Below are 15,251 nucleotides of genomic sequence, written 5' to 3'. Positions count from 1 at the left end.
AAAATGGGAAGATATTGACGATATGGGCGGATGCGTCTTGCCACTCGATCAGGCCCTCGACCACATCGCTGAAAACAGCATCTTCTGGACTTGGACCTGACCAAAAACGTACAAAGTCGAGCTAAGACCATGAACCCTGTGATGTCGTGGCAGAGCTATCCTTGATCGCGCCGCCTGGCCCGCATCGTAGCAGCAGCAGGCTTCCGATCGCGGCGTCTGTGGCTGGCAATAGCGAAAATCCGCCCCGTTCCGTCGCTATTTTCTGTTTTCAAGTTCTTTAAAAGAGCTCGTCCATAAATGGTCAAACTTTCAAATGGCAGCAGCGGACTTGGCGCTTGCGGTCACTCTGCTATCGAATGCGCGACTCGAACCGCGACGGCGGAAAGAGTTGGCGTGGTGCCTAAAGGGTGCCTCTGCGGTTCCGGTGCGCTCAGCTGGTTTTTCTGTTCCCTCAGGGCGCACCGGGATTAATGTTGCAAGCGCGAACAAGCATCGCCAACCCCTCGCACATCCGATATGGTCGGCGATATGAACGTGCCGGCTCGCTATACAGAATTGATCAATGCGATCCGCGATGCCACCGGTCTGTCCGATGACATGCTCCATGTGCATGCAGGGTTGTTGGTCATGATATGCGTGCGGGTCCTATCGGGAAAACGCCTTGATACGCCGGTGCCGCTCGCGGCGGTTGGTGTCTTTGAGGCCGGCAACGAAATCCTGAATCGGCTATATTATGGTTCCTGGCGGTGGCACGATACGGGCCTTGACATCCTCAACACCATGCTATGGCCTACGGTCCTGTTCATCGCCTTGCGATGCGTCGGTGGACGGCGAGTCGATCCTGTTGACCCCATAACCGCCCCAGAGGCGAGTGCGGTGTAGGCGCGGCGAACGGGTTTAGCGCGTACCAGGAAGGAAGCCTGTTCAATTCTTCGTGTTCCGCCATGCCCGCCGGTCACGGGGGCAAGATAAGACAACCGATATAATCAGGCCGTTTCTTCTGCCTGGCTATCTTGCAAGATCGGGTAAGATGAGGGCCGCGGATGGTCCATCAGCAGCTATTAATGCGCTTCGCCAAAGCCTTTCCGCATTTGAAATGGGGCAGGCGCTTGGCCGTGACCTGGACTTGTGCGCCTGAACGAGGATTACGGCTAATTCTAGCGGTTCTTGACCGACCGGAAAATATCCCGAAATCGCGCAATTCTACCCTGCCGCCCTCTCGCAGTTGCTCTGTTATCGAGGTGAAGAAAAGGTCGATGACCTTGGCAAGCTCCGCACGGGACAGGTGGGGGTGGTCTACGGACAATTTTTCCACAAGTTCCGATCGAATCATAGCGAAAATCTCCTTGCCGGTATGTCCTGTGCATATGAGACCGGCACTGGGGAAGCGAGAATAAATGCAGCCGCTATCCTCAAGGCGATTTCGTGCGGATGGAATGCTTGAATGAGATGGATAAGGGGGCAAGTGCAGAAGTGAAATTTCATATTTAGATTTTCAATTGCCCATAAGCAACCAGTCTTGAATCGACCGGTCGATCAAATATTGCTTGCATGGCATGTATGATTATTGGCCATGCACAGGGTACGTTGACTAAACGCTCCTTCTTTACATAGGCTGTCGCTCCTTCAATGCGTCCCAGGCAATGCGTCGCCGGCAAGGGGCGTCGGATCTGGCACCTGCGAGAGGATTGAAAGCGCCGCGGCCCGATTAGCATGTTCTGCACGGAGCCGGATGTCTGCATTTGCCCTCAACTCCCTCGTACCCGCGGCGATCAGCGAAGATAGAAACTGGGTGAGCGATGTGCCATTCAACTCCGCTAGCTGCCTGGCTCCAGCCATGATATGATCCTGACGGATCACCCCTGTAGATCCCATAACTGCCCCAGAGGCGAGCGCGGTGTAGGTACGGCGAACGGGATTGGCGCTAGCCAGGAAGGTAGCCTGGTCAAATCCACACCCTCCGCAATGCTCGCCGTTCACGAGGTGGGGCAAGATAAAATGGCCGACATTATCAGGCCGTTTGATCTGCAGACCTGGCTTCCAAGACCGGGTGAATTGGGGGCCGTTGATCGTCCATGAGCAGCTATTAAGACCATATGTGGGGCTGACGCCTGGCCTGATCCTCGGAACGGCACGATTCATTTCTCTGCGCAAGAATTCAAAATCGGTGTGATCGCTTTCACATGCGCGTCGATACGCTCCAGCACCGTCGCAGGCACGATGTCGCGTTCTGGCAACTGCCACCAACGCTCGTTGACGAGTGCTGCCGTCTCTACCACGGCTTGGAGAACCGCTGGCTCGGGCAGTCTCGCGCGGTTCGCGAAGGATTTCCAGCGAGACGCCAACAGCGTCTTGAACGACCGTTCGCCACCAAGCGACAGCGCCATGCTGTCTGAGGGAATGTAGGGGATGGTCGACAACACGTCGTAGATCGGTGCGAGCGCGGGCGTGCTGCCTTCATCTCGATAGATCAGCGACCAGTTTTTCAGGTGCATGTCGCCATTTCCCGTCATCACCGCTAGCGCCAGCCGGCGCACGAATTCGAGCGCGGCGGTAGCGGAGACGACCGTGTTTAAGGCCGCAGCGATGTCGTGATAGGCAGCCCCTTCATATTTGCGGGAGGGATAGACGCCAAAGACCTGGGCAAAGTCTTCAATGTGTATCCTCTCGCCTTGTGGCCCACGGTCGAAGCGCCGGATGAGAAGAACCTTACCCTCCGACAGCGTGTCGAAATCTTCCGGAATTCCTTCAAAATCGGACTTCTCGACCAGTTCGCGCTCGGGCACATCCATGCCGATCGCTGCCGCCAGGGCGAGATTGGCAAATTCGTTTTCGGACACGCCGGGAAATGCCGTCGAGGGGAACTTCGCGATATATTGCCCCTGGCTGTCATCGAGCGGAAGGGTCAGGCCACCACCCTTGCCGGTGTTCTTCATCACCGACAGCTTCATCTGCACGCCCGCGAGCGAAAAGCGCGCCTTTGGCTTTCCCTTTGCACTGGCCTTCGGCTTCACGTTCGTGCCGTCACTCGGCAGGACCCTGACTGCTCCCGGCAGATCCGCGCCGAGCGCTGCCAGCAGGTCGAAGTCATTGCCCGGACGGACGGCGCCTGCGTGATGCTTTTCCATCGCCTCGCGCAGCTTGTCCTCTGGCAGCAGGTTCGCAAAGAAAGCCAGCAACGCCCCGCTCACTGGCTTAGGATCCTTGCGCAAACCCCCGGTAGCCGCCCGGAAGGACAGGCTGAGGATCGGCGAACCGCCCGTCGCCCGATATGCCTCGTCAAAGCTGAACGCGTTGAAGTCGCCCGGCGTCCTGACGATCACACCAACCTTCAGCGCATTCAGGAACACGTCAAGGGACTGGATCGCCTGAGGTGTGTGAGGAGTTTGAGCCATGACGTTCGTCTTCAATCGGGTTGTGAAACAAAGGCGGGCAAGTCGTCGTCGTCATGCGGACGCATCAACGCCCGGACGGCGGGGACCATTGCTTGCGGCACCAGCATCATCTCCAACCCGAGCGCGCGGGAGACATTCATCAGCGTGGTGACACGGGCGGCCGCGGCGCCTGTTTCGATATCCCGATAGCGGGGACGGGATAGGCCGGCCAGATCGGCAACCTGCTCCTGCGTCAAGCCAGCGGTTAATCTCGCCTGCCGCAGAAGGTCGCCGAGTTCGTTGAGGGGATCCGATGTCACGCTTAATGATCCTGATGCGATTCATATTGAGATTCGATGGAACGTTTGCGTATCTTATTTGCATGTTGCCGTCAAATCTCTTTGATCCGCCTTCATATCATATAGGCGGTATAAGATATGTAAACATATCTTACCCCTCATCGCATCGTACCTTATGGGCGACGGGCCGGGTCGTCGTGCGAGATCAATTTATGCGTTCGGGCGGTCAGAATCGTGCGAGCCGACTCCCCAGCAAAGCCGGACTGTGTTCAGGCAGTATTTGCCGCTGCGGGACTCGAACCTCCCCAGCAAAAAGTCCCCGGGTATCGGTGAGGGTATCGTCTCGGAAATCCCACTAAGGGGGCCAGCGCGTCCTCGACGGTTGCGACCGGAACACTGCGGCCGGTCGAAGAGACTATGCGATCCTGATGCTGCTCGCCCGGTTGGGATTGCGCGCGTGCGAAGTGGCAAGGCTCAGCCTTGATGATATCGATTGGCACGCGGGTCAGTTCACCGTTCGGGGCAAGGGACGGAAGATCACCACCATGCCACTGCCGCATGATGTCGGCGCCGCGATTGCCGCCTATCTGCAGCACGGTCGTCCCCGTTCTGACCGTCGGCGGCTGTTCCTGCTCGCCGTTGCGCCATATTCCGGGTTCAAAGGGGCGGCCGGCATACAGACCGTCGCCCGCTCGGCGATGAGGCGTGCCGGCATCGTCGGCCCCGGTCGACGTGGTTCGCACATCTTCCGGCACAGCCTCGCGACGGACCTGTTACGATCGGGCGCCACCCTGACTGAGATCTGCCAGCTCCTGCGCCATGAACAGCAGGATAGGACCAGAATCTAAGCCAAGGTCGATCTCGACAGCCTCCGACCCCTCGGCCAGTCGTGGCTGGGAGGTGAGCAATGAGCGCGCTGCGTCAGGCGCTGACCTGCTATGTCCGCATGCGGCGCGGGTTCGGCTATCGCTACCAAAGCGAAGAGCGCTGTCTCGGCGATTTCGTCGCGTTCGTGGACGCGACGCAGGCGACGGTCATCACGCGCGCGCTGGCCATGGCCTGGATTACCCAAGATCAGCGCACCTCCTGGGCGTGGGTAGTTACGCAAAGACTAAGAGCGCGGCCGACCAAGGAGAACATGAAACCCATCGCGCAGCTTTTTTGGGTACGCCCAGAATTTACGAAACCGGGTACGCTACATCCGACATGCCCTGGCGACCAAGGCATCGCCCTTCATCTATGGGAGGAAATCGAGTGGCGAGCCCAGTTCCAGAAAACGGCGCAATAGCACCCAGCCCGCAAGAAGCGCTGAAAGGCCGACGGTGATTGCGACGTCCTGGCGTATAAATCCCAGCCGCAACCCCTTCACGATTATGAGCAACACACTATAGCGCGCTATTTCCGCAGTGGTCAGGGCAATTATAGTGCCAGGCAACCCATATAGGTGAAAGCCCACCGGCAAGCCCAGGATCAGAAACAGGATTCGGCAAAGATTGGCGATGCTGACGGCCTGCGGCTTACTTCGTCCCAGTATGACGGCTTCATTAAATGCTGCCAGGACGGCCACCCAGCTGCTGCTCAACAGCAGGAACAGCATCCAGCCCGCCGCCTGATACCGGCTGTCGTAAAACAGGGATACGACCCAGTCGGACCAGGCCATGAGTGTCGCAATGCCGATCGCCGCAAGCGACAGGAACTGGCGCCGCACTGGGGTCAGATGCGCGCGTGACGCTGTCCCGACCGTTTCCCGATCAGCTGCAACGACAGGAAAGATGACGAGGTAGCCAAGCCGATTGGACAGCGAAACAGGGAGGTCGGAGATAGCGCGCGCCAAGCCATAAATGCCCAGCAGCTGCAAACTCACCAGCCCGCCTAGATAGAAACGGTCACTGTAAGACGTTGCGTAGAGCGCAGCGGAGGATAATGCTATCCACTTTCCGAAACCCAATATCTCGCGTATGAACGCCTTATCCAGCAGAAGATGATGTCGCGGGTGGGGCAAGCAATAGCTGATGGCCGACCGTACCGCAACTGTAAGTAAAAGCCCAAGGACAGGCGCCCACACGGTAGGCATTGTGAGGGCCAATGTGATATTGATCAACAGGCCAAAGGTTTCGGCAATGAGTTCGAACAGGTTGCGGCCCTTGATATCCAACCGCCGTGCAACGCTGAACACCGACGTCGAGGCAAGCGCATTGAGCATCGGTGCCGCGGCGATTGTGGCCATAACCGCTAGACTGACCCCAAAAAGGCTCGCAAAAAACGGTGCCAGCGCGAAGCAGAGGAGAGAAATGACACCGCCTCGGAGCAACTGAACGGTCCAGGCGGTATTGAGGAAACGCGGATCATCTCCGTGCGCGGACCGAATAACACTTTGCTCCAACCCCAGATCGCCTAGCAGCTCAGCGCCGATGCGAACGGTTTGGGCGATGACAATGACGCCCAATATTGCCGGGGCCAGAAGATGTGACAGGGCCACGCTTGTGAGGAACCTGACGGCTATGGAACTGGCATAGATGCCTGTGGTCCACAAAAATCCGCGGACTATCGTGGATCGCTGATCGTTCATGGCGGACAATTTTAAGCCCAAGTCAGCGTGGTACGCCGCTTTGGGTCAGCGCGCGGCTGATTGCGAACATGTTTTCACCGCGCTGCAGATATTCCCTGGGATGGGCGAGCAGGACTGACAAGATGGCGTGCGCGGTGCCGCGCCCCGGGAACATTGAATCATGGCTTTCGAACACAATGACAGGCGTGTGATCGACCCATTCCACATTGGATCGAAACAGTTCCACCTCGAACCCCTCGATATCGACCTTGACGATAAAGGGTGCCGTACCGCTTTCCTGTCCGTACAGCTTGTCGATCGTCGTGGTAGCGATGCCGCCATTTTCGCTTTCCGTCGTTTCCCATGCCCAGGGTTCATCGACGGAATTTGTCAGTGCGACCTGGGCTTCCCGGTCGGAAATCGCGACTTGCAAGGGAATGATCTGATCATAGCCGCTGCAGTTACGCTCAAGAATAGCAAAATTATTGGGCTCAGGTTCAATCGCATAGATGCGTGCAGCTGGAAACCGGTTGGCGTACCAGACGCTCGCCAGACCGATGTTCGCGCCGCAATCGACGATTATGGGCCGCACGCCCCGTTCCAGCAATTGTGCGTAGAGGTCGTCCACCGCACGGGCATGCGCGGGAGAGGGAATATGATAATCTTCTTCCATGAAGATCTTCTGAAGGACGGGCCAGTCACTGCTGCCCATCCGATAATGAACTGGGCGCATCCACCCCTTGATCCGGAGCGGACGTGATCGCGGGAAAGATGTTCCTCTTTTGCCAACGAAATTGCCGACATGCGCCCGTACCGCGCCCAAGATGCCCAGCACACGAATGCTATCTGTCACAATGAGAGCCCGCCGCGCCAGTTTTGCTATCAAGAAAGCCTCCACATGACGAGGGGCCAAATCTTCTGCGCCGCCCTTGTTTGCCCGCAACCAATATTGTCTACCACTATCGAAAGCAAGGGAGCTTAGCCGGTCATATTCACCAGGCGCGATCTGGAGGGGCAACGGGCCTGTGAAGGCAACCGCATTGATGCCATGCAGCCCTGTTTCCCGAGGCGTGCCTCAGGCACAGGGGCATGTTCTGCGTATGACAAGGTGATCCTATCGCTCAGCGAGCCCATCGGATGGCCGGCCTCATCCAACGTGAACATAGGGCAGGATCGACAGGGCATGCGTTTGCCAAGCGACATATGTAGTCCGGCATTTTGCTCCTTCCCAACCTCTTGGCGTCATGTTCAGCGCAGGCTGCGTGTATCATTCACCTCTTCGGCATCCTGGGTCGCCGCATGAACTTCCTCGCGAATGATCTTCGTCGTGATATCGGCAAGGTGCATGGTCAGCGCGGCGCTCAGTTCTTCATATTCTGGCCAAAGCGTTTTCTGGACGAAACTGCCCGGCGCACGGACGATCACGGTTTGATGATGCATGCGCCTGTAGCGGAAGGGCTTAATGCCATAGCGTCGGCACAGGGCGATGAAGAGCTGCCGCGACCAGGGATCAGGGATTGAGAATTTAAACTCCCTGGCCTCCTCCTGTTTGCGCGCATTCTCGAATTTTGCCCTGATCCGATCGGCCGCAGCGCCGGCAGCAGCTTTTTCACCGTCCGTCTTGGCTCCGGCATAAAGCGCTTCGATCTTCCGCAGTTTCTCGCGCAGTTGGTTCTCGGACATCAAGGCTCTCAATGGATTGTGGGTTTTTCCGTAGCGATGCTTTCGATCAACTGCCGACGGCCCCGGTCCGGGCAATCCATCATGACCCAAACGGACCCAAAAGCCATAAGACAAGCGGTATCTGACCCGATTGCATCGGATCGGGTGATCTAGACCTTTGTTTTGCCGCGTTTTCCCGAGTCAGCAGATGATTCTATCTGCTTAGAAAACGCTCTAGCACGGCTGCCCACCTGGTTCAGATAAGCGTTTTGCTGAGAATATTTTATCAATTGCTCCCACCTTACCCTCTCCTACAGGTGCCGAGTGGCGTCCATGCGCTGGTGCAAAACTCGCACAACAGCGATGCCATAATCTGTTTCTCGAAAATAAATAACGTGATGCTCGGCACTGCGCCGACGATATCCTAGCCGGATGTTGGCGCAACTCTGCCCCTGCTGAGGGGCCTCAGCCAAGTTGGTGCACATAGTTTTCAAGGCAAGTGTATAGCGGTTCGCCTGATCGTTGCCCCACTGCTTGCTGGTATATCTCCAAATTTCAGCCAGATCGCGCTCGGCTGCTGGGCTAAACCGATATTCAGGCATCAGCAGCATTCATGCGTTGCAAAAAGACATCGAAATCAAACGGCTGTGGCTCGCCACTCTGCTCACCTTCAATCAAAGCTTGGCGTATTGCCTCAACCTCAAAGCTACGCTCCTGCTCACGCCGGATAAGGTCACGGATCGCCTCGCTGTCATTGGTATATTGACCAGCGTCGATCTGGGAGGCGATCCACGCGTTCTGCTTCTCAGTAAGAGTGATTGTCTTACGCACCGTTCCCATGGCTCTGCCTCCAGCTATCAAGAAGTCGATAATTCATACTATTGGTGCAAATTACTGCTCATTTGCGCACTTGGCAAGATTTACCGTTCCCGGCGCGGCTAACGTGCGACTCTGACACGTCCTGCAAACATCTCCTCATGGAGCGGCTGCAACACAGCCACCGTTCCATTATCGCTACCCCGCATCTTCGCAGGCTCGAACACCCGGCTCCGGACGAGCTGATCTGCGATCCATCCCCGCGCCTGTGCAGCATCACGCCCCGCGCCTTCGGGATCGCCCTTGTTCAATCCTCTGGCGATCGCCTGAGCCACAAGATAATTGCGATGTGCCGCCCCTAGCTCTGGATCGCGGGCAACCGCGCGAGCTAGTCGAAGTCCGCTACGCATGGGGGGCTTAGTCTGTTTGCGCGCAAGCTGTTCGCGTTGATGATGCACCAGGCCGCAGGCGATGCCTGGCGGGACCAGGAGCATAGAATCGCCAAGCGCATGTTGCGCGGCTCCCACAACTTCAACGATCGCCTTGCCGAGACGATCGACGAGTTGACGGGAATCGCCTTTGCCATGCCTGACAAGGTGGAAGGCGACCATGGGCGGCGCACCTTCCAGATGATCTAAGTGACATTTGAGGGGGTTGAACAGGGGCGGTTGGCTAACGCGCAACCCTGACCCGGCCACCGAACATTTCTTGGTGGATTGGCTCGATAACGGCATGGATTACGCCATCCTCGCGGCGCTTGGTCTTCGCTACATCGAACTGCCGTCCCTGATCGAGCTGATCCGCGATCCAGCCCAGTGACCGCGCCGCCTCCTGCTCTGCCAGGATGGGATTATCCCGTTGGAGGTTGTTGGCGATCACCTGGGCGACGGCGTGATGGGTATGCACTCCTGCACCGTGCAACGCCATCGTGTTTCGGTGTATTGATGAAATGGAACGGTATCGAAATATTAACCTCCCTGTCCGACGAGCGGGCGGGTGATGCGCCGATTGCCTCTGGGGGACATTCTGGTCGACGCTCGCTCAGGGTTTGGACTGGGCGGGTCGGTCTGGACCTCCTGTTGCAAGCTTGATAGGCGCAACGACGGGGACTTTGCAGATGGGGGAACAGGAAATTGGCTCTAAAGTTTGACGCCTGTGATGTTGCTGCAGACAGTAACGTCTATCACCCAGCCCGGCACTGAAAATGCAGACCAGTGGGCATGGGTGATGGGTACGACCTGCCCGACACGCATGATGGGGGCGTCCGCATCATGCATATCGTGCCGAGCCTCGAGCCTGGCGGTGGCAGTGGTCTTGTCCTTTCCCTGATTGCCGCCCTGCGTTTTCGCATCCAGTTTTCGATCTTCGTGATTGATGCGGTCGCCAAGCCCAGTGGCGTGGCGCTGGCTCGCGTCCAACAGCTGCAGCAATGGCACGTGCCGCTGCTCAATCGCTTTGGCGGTCATGCCGCTGACTTTGGAGGAGCGCCGATGCGCCTGCGCCGATCCATCCAGTTGACACGCCCCCATCTTGTCCATCTGCATCTGGAGCATGCCGAATTGACTTTTGCGCTGGCCAGTCTCTTCCCCGGGACATGGCCTGCGCCGGTCCATCTGCGTACGGTCTACAGGACCACGCCCTGGAAAGGCTGTCGGATATTGGGACGATGGGTTGCAGCCCGTCTTGCAGGCGGCGATGCCGTCGCGGTGTCGAGCGCTGCTGCACGTGCAGATTATGGCCTTGGTGCGCGACAAAAGCGTGATCGCGCCGAAGTCATACCCTATGGCGTCGAGCCAAGCCGCGTTGCGCGGCTGGCCGGTCCAAGGTCGCCTTTTCGCATATTATTTGCCGGGGGCATGGATCAACGAGCCGGAGCAGATTTACTGCCTGCCATATTTGAAAAGGCCCAAAGCCGTTCTGGCAGAAAGGATGTCGAGGTCACGCTATGCGGTCGAGGGCCGCTTGAACGACGCCTGCGTGAGCGCTTGAGACTGGAGGTTCGTGAATGGCGCTTTTTCTTCGTTCGCTCCATCCCCCATCTTGTTGACACTCTTTTCCAATATGACGCTGTCCTCATGCCGTCACGCAGCGAGGGGCTGAGCCTTCTGCCGATCCAGGTTCTCCTGGCGCGTGTTCCGCTTATAGCAGCGCGCGCGCCTGGGCTGGAGGACGTGGTTACCAGCGACTATCGCCTGACCGCAGCCATAGACGATGTCGATGCGCTGGCTGATTGTCTCGTAACCGTGCTCGGCCAGGATCTGACCTTTGTCGGTTCGGCCTTGCGCGCCCGCGTGGCGCGCCGATTTAACATCACGACCATGGCGCGATCCTATGAAGCGCGCTACCGGACGCTCGCTGCCAGAAGGGAAGGGGGGCAAGGATGACAGTCACCATCGGCATCAAGGCGCTCAACGAAGAACGGCATATCGCGGCGGCGCTTGAAAGTGCCATTGCCGCGGTCAAGCCATTGGGCGGCGAGGTGGTGCTGGCCGACAGTGGCTCAAGCGATCGCACGCTTGCGATCGCCCGAACATATGACGCCGTGCGTATCGTTCAGCTGGCTAATTTTGACGAACGATGTTGCGGCGCTGGCGCGCAGCTTGCTTTCCAGGCTGCCCGGATGCCCTATTTCTATCTGCTCGATGGCGATATGGTTCTCGACCCGGCCTTCCTGGCTAAAGGGCTGGCCTTTCTTGAAGCGCATCAGAGCCATGCGGCCGTGGGTGGAAGGATAAGAGAGGTCGAGACGGCCAATCTGGAGTTTGCGGTACGCGCGGCAGAAGCTGAAAAACGCGCTATACCGGGCGTCGTCGAGGTTGATCGATTGGATTGCGGGGGGCTCTACAGAAGTGCGGCTATTCAAACGGTCGGCTATTTTGCCGATCGCAACCTCCATGCCTTCGAGGAGTTTGAGCTCGGATCGCGGCTTCTTGCCGCAGGCTGGAAACTGGCCCGGATCGATGTCCCGGCGGTCAATCACCATGGCTTGACCTTGGGCAACGGGGCGCTGCTGTGGCGACGCCTGCGCACAGGCTATGCCGGTGCGCCGGGCGAGGTCGTGCGCGCGGCAATTGGTCGCGCGCATTTCCGGGTCGTCATCTGTCGTTTTGGCCATCTGCGTCATGGCCTGGCGGTCATGCTCTGGTGGGGGCTTGTGGGCACCAGCCTTTTGCTTGGCTCAGGCGGCGTGACATTGACGCTGCTGATTGCGCCGCTCCTGTTTTTGTGGTGGCGCAGGCGCCAGCTCAAACGCGCGCTTTACTCCTATCTCAACTGGAACATCGTTGCGATCGGCCTTGTCCAGGGGCTTTTGCGTCGCCGTCAGCCACCAGAACGCCCTCTTGCCATGTGCAGTCTCAAGGACGCCGGGCCATGATCATGCGAGCGCAGGTCCGTGCCATAAGCCCCAGTTCTTGCCAGCGCATCCCGCATTGGCGGGCCCTGGTTCCGCGCCCTTCGCTCCTGTCACGAGCCCCCTTGCCCCCGCCATATCACAGCGCGAGGGCAGGACGCTCGTGAAGCGTTTGCTTGTCGTCCAGGCCTCCGGCGACTTTCGCGAGGTCCATCTGCAGCGCCAGCGATCAGGCGTGGAGTATCAGTTCGGCCAGATCTATATGCTCGATGAGCTCAACCGGATCGCACGCCGATACGGGCAGGCCGGGATATTATCCTGCGCGGCGCCCCGTCATGTCTTGCGCCTGCCATCGGGGGTCACGTTGATGGGGGCGGGCGCAGGTCGCGCTTGTGACACGAAATCTGTGCTGGCGATGGTTGCGGACTATGATCCTACCCATCTCGTTGTGCAGGCACCCCTGCCAAAACTGATTCGCTGGGGGATCGCTGGCGCGCGCGATGTGGCATGTGTCCTGACAAGATTGCCTGCCATCAATCCTGTCGCGCGCCATCTTGGCATGGCACGGCTGCCCGCCATGTTGAACGACCGGGGTGTTTCGCTGGTCGCTGGCCACACTATGAGCGGCGCCAAAGCCCTTGTTGATATGGGCGTTGCTGCCCATAAGGTTGTGCCGTGGGATTTCGTCCATGAGCGCACGCCCCACCTGTTTGCCGCCAAGCAATTGCCTGATCGCCAGCCCCACAGGCTTCTCTATGTCGGGCGGATCGACGAAAAAAAGGGGGTCGGGGATCTGATCCGCGCGCTGGCGCTGCTCAAGGGCAGGCGTGACGTGCATCTGGAGATTATCGGACAAGGCCATATCGATAAAATGCAGGCGCTCGGCATTTCGCTTGGCCTCTTCCAGAAGATACGGTTCCTGGGACAAATCCCCAACTACCAGATCCCTGCGCGCATGAACGCAGCCGATGCGGTCATCATGGCGGATCGCGCGACATTCCCGATGGGTCTGCCGCTCACCGTCTATGAAGCCCTTGTCTCGCGCACACCCATCATTGCTTCCCATCGCCCTTTGCTTGCCGGCCATTTCACCGATCGCGAGAATGCGCTGCTGTTCAGGGCGGGCAACCCTAAGGCTCTGGCAGACGCAATCGACATGCTTTTGGCCGATCAGTTGCTCTATGCGCGTATCTCGCGCAACGCTATGGCGAGCTGGACCGCCTTACAACGGTCCGTCAAATGGGGACAGATGCTCGATCGATGGATGAGCGGCGAGGCTCAGGATCGCGCCTGGCTTGCTGCACAAAGCTATGGTGTGCTGATGGCCAAGCAGGTAACGGACGGTTGACGGGGTATCGATCAGCGACAAAGGGGGCGTGATGACACGCGAAGACGTAATCGAACAATTGATGGCGGTGTTGGCCGAGACGTTCGACAATGACGACATCGTCTATCATGACGACCTGACTGCCCGCGACGTCGATGGCTGGGATAGCCTGAGCAACATTCGTTTCATGGTCGCGATCGAAGAGTCGTTCGGCGTCACATTGACGATTGCACAATGGGAAAGCTTTGAGCGGCTCGGCGATCTTGTCGATAGCCTTGCGCTATCGGCATAAGCGCGCTCGGGCTGATGGTTAGGGAGCAAGACGGCTGATGGCGTTCAACAGCTATGGCTTTGTGCTTGTCTTCCTTCCAGTGACGGTGCTGGCCTATTGGATATGGGCCCGTCTTTGCCCTGGCCGTGGCCGACTGATCCTCCTCATCGCCGCGAGCCTATTCTTCTACGCTTTTGCGGCCCGTGGGGCACTTGTTCTGCTGCTCGCCTCCATCACCCTCAATTTCCTTGGCTCACGCCTGATCCTGGCAAGTTCGGGCAAGGCGCGCCACGCCTGGCTGAGCGCAGGCGTGAGCGCCAATATTCTGCTGTTGCTCTACTTCAAATATAGCGGGTTCCTGCTGGCTAATATGGGTCTGGTGTCGATGTCCAGTCCGCTGCGCGATATCATTCTCCCTTTGGGCATTTCCTTCTTCACCTTCCAGCAGATCGCGTTTCTGGTCGATACGGCGCGGGCGCGTATCGGGCCCGCCCATCCGCTGACCTATGGTGCCTCCATTCTATTTTTCCCCACCATCCTGGCTGGACCGATCACCTATTACCGGGAATTTGCGCCCCAGGCCGAAGCCGATCCCGATCGCGGTTTGATCGGCACGCATGTTGGCGTCGGCGCGATCCTCCTGGCTCTGGGCTTGTTCAAGAAGGTCGTGATCGGTGACAGTCTGGCCCTGTGGGTCGATCCGCTTTTTGCAGCAGCCGGAGCCGGTCAGGAGATGGGCATGCTGCTCGCCTGGTCGATGGCGGTGGGCTATCTGTTGCAACTCTATTTTGATTTTTCCGGCTATTCCGACATGGCGCTGGGTTGTGCCCGCATGGTCGGGATCCGGCTGCCGCTCAACTTCTTCTCGCCGATGCGCGTCACGAGCATCATCGACTGGTGGCGCCGCTGGCATATGAGCCTGGGCCGCTTTGTCGGTGATTATATCTTCCAGCCCCTGGCCCTGCCGCTCACCCGATGGGCCATGCGGCGGCGCCTTGGACGTTGGCCCGTGCATATATTAAGCGTGCTCGTGCCGACCTTCATCGCCATGTTCATCGTCGGTGCCTGGCATGGAGGCAACTGGACCTTCATGGTCTTCGGGCTGCTCCATGCATTTTTCATGGTCGTAGCCGAGGGGTGGCGCTTTTTGCGGCGCAAGTCCCGGCGCAAGACTGTTTCAAGGGGCGCGAAGATAGCGGGCAACCTTGCAACGCTCAGTGCCGTGCTGATCACGATGATCCCCTTCAGGGCACCGGATATGGCAACCACTATGCATCTGTGGGAAGCCATGATCGGCCTTGGCAACGCCGGCGCGCCGGTGGTGTGGGGCGCGCTTCCGGGCCTTGGTGCTACAGGCTATGGGCTGATGATGCTCTTGGCCGCTGCCATCGTCTTTCTATTGCCCAACAGTGCGCAGTTTCTTGGCAAGTTCGATCCGGCGCTGGCTTGGGCGGCCTGGCGCGGGCAGGCGCGCCCATGCCTAAACCTCAGCTTTGCGCCCCGTCTCGCCTGGACTATCCCGCTTGGCGTGCTCTTCTTTCTTGGTCTGGCGTTCATCAGCCGGGGCAGCGGAGGATTTGTCTATGCCGGCTATTGAGGGGC

General features: G+C 58.5%; 18 protein-coding genes and 1 pseudogene. 9 read left to right on the top strand and 10 right to left on the bottom strand.

From position 1 onward, the window contains the following. Positions 1-516: 516 nt before the first annotated feature. Complete coding sequence (locus HHL08_RS22660) at positions 517-882, top strand: hypothetical protein (RefSeq protein ID WP_176482879.1); 366 nt, start codon at positions 517-519, stop codon at positions 880-882. A gap of 169 nt (positions 883-1,051) precedes the next feature. On the opposite strand, the gene HHL08_RS22655 is transcribed toward HHL08_RS22660, so the two are convergent. From HHL08_RS22655 to HHL08_RS22645, 3 genes are all read right to left on the bottom strand, one after another. Next, the gene (locus HHL08_RS22655; protein WP_169575207.1) at positions 1,052-1,333 is read right to left on the bottom strand and encodes an HU family DNA-binding protein; all 282 of its coding nucleotides are present in this window, start codon (positions 1,331-1,333) and stop codon (positions 1,052-1,054) included. 805 nt (positions 1,334-2,138) lie between these two features. After that, on the bottom strand, positions 2,139-3,410 hold the full coding sequence (locus HHL08_RS22650; protein WP_235955247.1) for a type II toxin-antitoxin system HipA family toxin: 1,272 nt from the start codon (positions 3,408-3,410) through the stop codon (positions 2,139-2,141). Next, positions 3,407-3,694: a helix-turn-helix domain-containing protein gene (locus HHL08_RS22645; RefSeq protein WP_169575206.1), complete on the bottom strand. Its 288-nt coding sequence runs from the start codon at positions 3,692-3,694 to the stop codon at positions 3,407-3,409. The genes HHL08_RS22650 and HHL08_RS22645 overlap by 4 nt, the downstream gene beginning before the upstream one ends. 371 nt (positions 3,695-4,065) lie before the next feature. Here HHL08_RS22645 and HHL08_RS22640 point away from each other — a divergent pair. Together HHL08_RS22640 and HHL08_RS22635 are read left to right on the top strand one after the other, a co-directional pair. Beyond that, positions 4,066-4,521: pseudogene (locus tag HHL08_RS22640) on the top strand (tyrosine-type recombinase/integrase); the annotation flags it as partial. A 59-nt stretch (positions 4,522-4,580) separates the two neighbouring features. Beyond that, positions 4,581-4,961 (top strand): hypothetical protein, encoded by a 381-nt coding sequence (locus HHL08_RS22635; protein WP_169575204.1) that lies wholly within the window; start codon positions 4,581-4,583, stop codon positions 4,959-4,961. Here the strand turns inward: HHL08_RS22635 and HHL08_RS22630 are convergent. From HHL08_RS22630 to HHL08_RS22610, 5 genes are all read right to left on the bottom strand, one after another. Next, positions 4,911-6,242 carry an oligosaccharide flippase family protein gene (locus HHL08_RS22630; protein WP_235955246.1) on the bottom strand — a complete coding sequence of 444 codons (1,332 nt, stop codon included), beginning with the start codon at positions 6,240-6,242 and terminating at the stop codon, positions 4,911-4,913. The genes HHL08_RS22635 and HHL08_RS22630 overlap by 51 nt on opposite strands. A 22-nt stretch (positions 6,243-6,264) precedes the next feature. Beyond that, positions 6,265-7,107, bottom strand: coding sequence for an FkbM family methyltransferase (locus HHL08_RS22625; protein WP_169575202.1), 843 nt, complete (start codon positions 7,105-7,107; stop codon positions 6,265-6,267). 362 nt (positions 7,108-7,469) lie between these two features. Continuing rightward, a complete protein-coding gene (locus HHL08_RS22620) occupies positions 7,470-8,018 on the bottom strand; it encodes a hypothetical protein (RefSeq protein ID WP_235955245.1) in 549 nt (182 codons plus the stop codon). A gap of 176 nt (positions 8,019-8,194) precedes the next feature. Continuing rightward, on the bottom strand, positions 8,195-8,494 hold the full coding sequence (locus tag HHL08_RS22615) for a type II toxin-antitoxin system RelE/ParE family toxin (protein ID WP_235955244.1): 300 nt from the start codon (positions 8,492-8,494) through the stop codon (positions 8,195-8,197). Further along, complete coding sequence (locus HHL08_RS22610; RefSeq protein WP_096064089.1) at positions 8,478-8,723, bottom strand: type II toxin-antitoxin system ParD family antitoxin; 246 nt, start codon at positions 8,721-8,723, stop codon at positions 8,478-8,480. Before HHL08_RS22610 ends, HHL08_RS22615 begins: the two co-directional genes overlap by 17 nt. Positions 8,724-9,148: 425 nt before the next feature. Between HHL08_RS22610 and HHL08_RS22605 the strand changes: the two genes are divergently transcribed. Then, positions 9,149-9,337, top strand: a complete 189-nt coding sequence (locus HHL08_RS22605; protein ID WP_169575201.1) for a hypothetical protein — start codon at positions 9,149-9,151, stop codon at positions 9,335-9,337. A 34-nt stretch (positions 9,338-9,371) separates the two neighbouring features. Here the strand turns inward: HHL08_RS22605 and HHL08_RS22600 are convergent, their stop codons facing one another. Both HHL08_RS22600 and HHL08_RS22595 read right to left on the bottom strand, forming a co-directional pair. Next, positions 9,372-9,626 (bottom strand): hypothetical protein, encoded by a 255-nt coding sequence (locus tag HHL08_RS22600; protein ID WP_169575200.1) that lies wholly within the window; start codon positions 9,624-9,626, stop codon positions 9,372-9,374. Positions 9,627-9,838: 212 nt separating this feature from the next. Beyond that, positions 9,839-10,252 carry a hypothetical protein gene (locus tag HHL08_RS22595; RefSeq protein WP_169575199.1) on the bottom strand — a complete coding sequence of 138 codons (414 nt, stop codon included), beginning with the start codon at positions 10,250-10,252 and terminating at the stop codon, positions 9,839-9,841. Between HHL08_RS22595 and HHL08_RS26025 the strand changes: the two genes are divergently transcribed. The 5 genes from HHL08_RS26025 to HHL08_RS22570 all read left to right on the top strand — a co-directional run bounded on the left by HHL08_RS26025 (position 10,190) and on the right by HHL08_RS22570 (position 15,246). Beyond that, positions 10,190-11,083, top strand: a complete 894-nt coding sequence (locus HHL08_RS26025; RefSeq protein ID WP_268932752.1) for a glycosyltransferase family 4 protein — start codon at positions 10,190-10,192, stop codon at positions 11,081-11,083. The two genes, HHL08_RS22595 and HHL08_RS26025, sit on opposite strands and share 63 nt — an antisense overlap. After that, on the top strand, positions 11,080-12,075 hold the full coding sequence (locus tag HHL08_RS22585; protein WP_169575197.1) for a glycosyltransferase family 2 protein: 996 nt from the start codon (positions 11,080-11,082) through the stop codon (positions 12,073-12,075). The genes HHL08_RS26025 and HHL08_RS22585 overlap by 4 nt, the downstream gene beginning before the upstream one ends. A gap of 139 nt (positions 12,076-12,214) precedes the next feature. Then, complete coding sequence (locus HHL08_RS22580) at positions 12,215-13,399, top strand: glycosyltransferase (RefSeq protein WP_169575196.1); 1,185 nt, start codon at positions 12,215-12,217, stop codon at positions 13,397-13,399. Between the two features lie 31 nt (positions 13,400-13,430). Next, entirely contained in the window at positions 13,431-13,670 is a 240-nt protein-coding gene (locus HHL08_RS22575) for an acyl carrier protein (protein ID WP_096063736.1), read from the top strand. Positions 13,671-13,707: 37 nt separating this feature from the next. Further along, positions 13,708-15,246, top strand: coding sequence for an MBOAT family O-acyltransferase (locus tag HHL08_RS22570; RefSeq protein ID WP_169575195.1), 1,539 nt, complete (start codon positions 13,708-13,710; stop codon positions 15,244-15,246). The last annotated feature ends 5 nt before the right edge of the window (positions 15,247-15,251 follow it).

The organism is Sphingobium psychrophilum (assembly GCF_012927105.1).
GTDB lineage: Bacteria > Pseudomonadota > Alphaproteobacteria > Sphingomonadales > Sphingomonadaceae > Sphingobium > Sphingobium psychrophilum.
The sequence above is the reverse complement of the archived record's forward strand: the minus strand, read 5'-3'. Positions and strand labels throughout refer to the sequence as shown.

What these genes read in the sequence shown, in the direction of transcription:
- HHL08_RS22630 (WP_235955246.1), bottom strand. Translation starts at nt 6,242, where the DNA reads ATGAACGATCAGCGATCCACGATAGTCCGCGGATTTTTGTGGACCACA.
- HHL08_RS22570 (WP_169575195.1), top strand. Translation starts at nt 13,708, where the DNA reads ATGGCGTTCAACAGCTATGGCTTTGTGCTTGTCTTCCTTCCAGTGACG.
- HHL08_RS22615 (WP_235955244.1), bottom strand. Translation starts at nt 8,494, where the DNA reads ATGCTGCTGATGCCTGAATATCGGTTTAGCCCAGCAGCCGAGCGCGAT.
- HHL08_RS22655 (WP_169575207.1), bottom strand. Translation starts at nt 1,333, where the DNA reads ATGATTCGATCGGAACTTGTGGAAAAATTGTCCGTAGACCACCCCCAC.
- HHL08_RS22600 (WP_169575200.1), bottom strand. Translation starts at nt 9,626, where the DNA reads ATGGCGTTGCACGGTGCAGGAGTGCATACCCATCACGCCGTCGCCCAG.
- HHL08_RS26025 (WP_268932752.1), top strand. Translation starts at nt 10,190, where the DNA reads ATGCGCCTGCGCCGATCCATCCAGTTGACACGCCCCCATCTTGTCCAT.
- HHL08_RS22660 (WP_176482879.1), top strand. Translation starts at nt 517, where the DNA reads ATGGTCGGCGATATGAACGTGCCGGCTCGCTATACAGAATTGATCAAT.
- HHL08_RS22635 (WP_169575204.1), top strand. Translation starts at nt 4,581, where the DNA reads ATGAGCGCGCTGCGTCAGGCGCTGACCTGCTATGTCCGCATGCGGCGC.
- HHL08_RS22610 (WP_096064089.1), bottom strand. Translation starts at nt 8,723, where the DNA reads ATGGGAACGGTGCGTAAGACAATCACTCTTACTGAGAAGCAGAACGCG.
- HHL08_RS22605 (WP_169575201.1), top strand. Translation starts at nt 9,149, where the DNA reads ATGATGCACCAGGCCGCAGGCGATGCCTGGCGGGACCAGGAGCATAGA.
- HHL08_RS22595 (WP_169575199.1), bottom strand. Translation starts at nt 10,252, where the DNA reads ATGCTCCAGATGCAGATGGACAAGATGGGGGCGTGTCAACTGGATGGA.
- HHL08_RS22585 (WP_169575197.1), top strand. Translation starts at nt 11,080, where the DNA reads ATGACAGTCACCATCGGCATCAAGGCGCTCAACGAAGAACGGCATATC.
- HHL08_RS22575 (WP_096063736.1), top strand. Translation starts at nt 13,431, where the DNA reads ATGACACGCGAAGACGTAATCGAACAATTGATGGCGGTGTTGGCCGAG.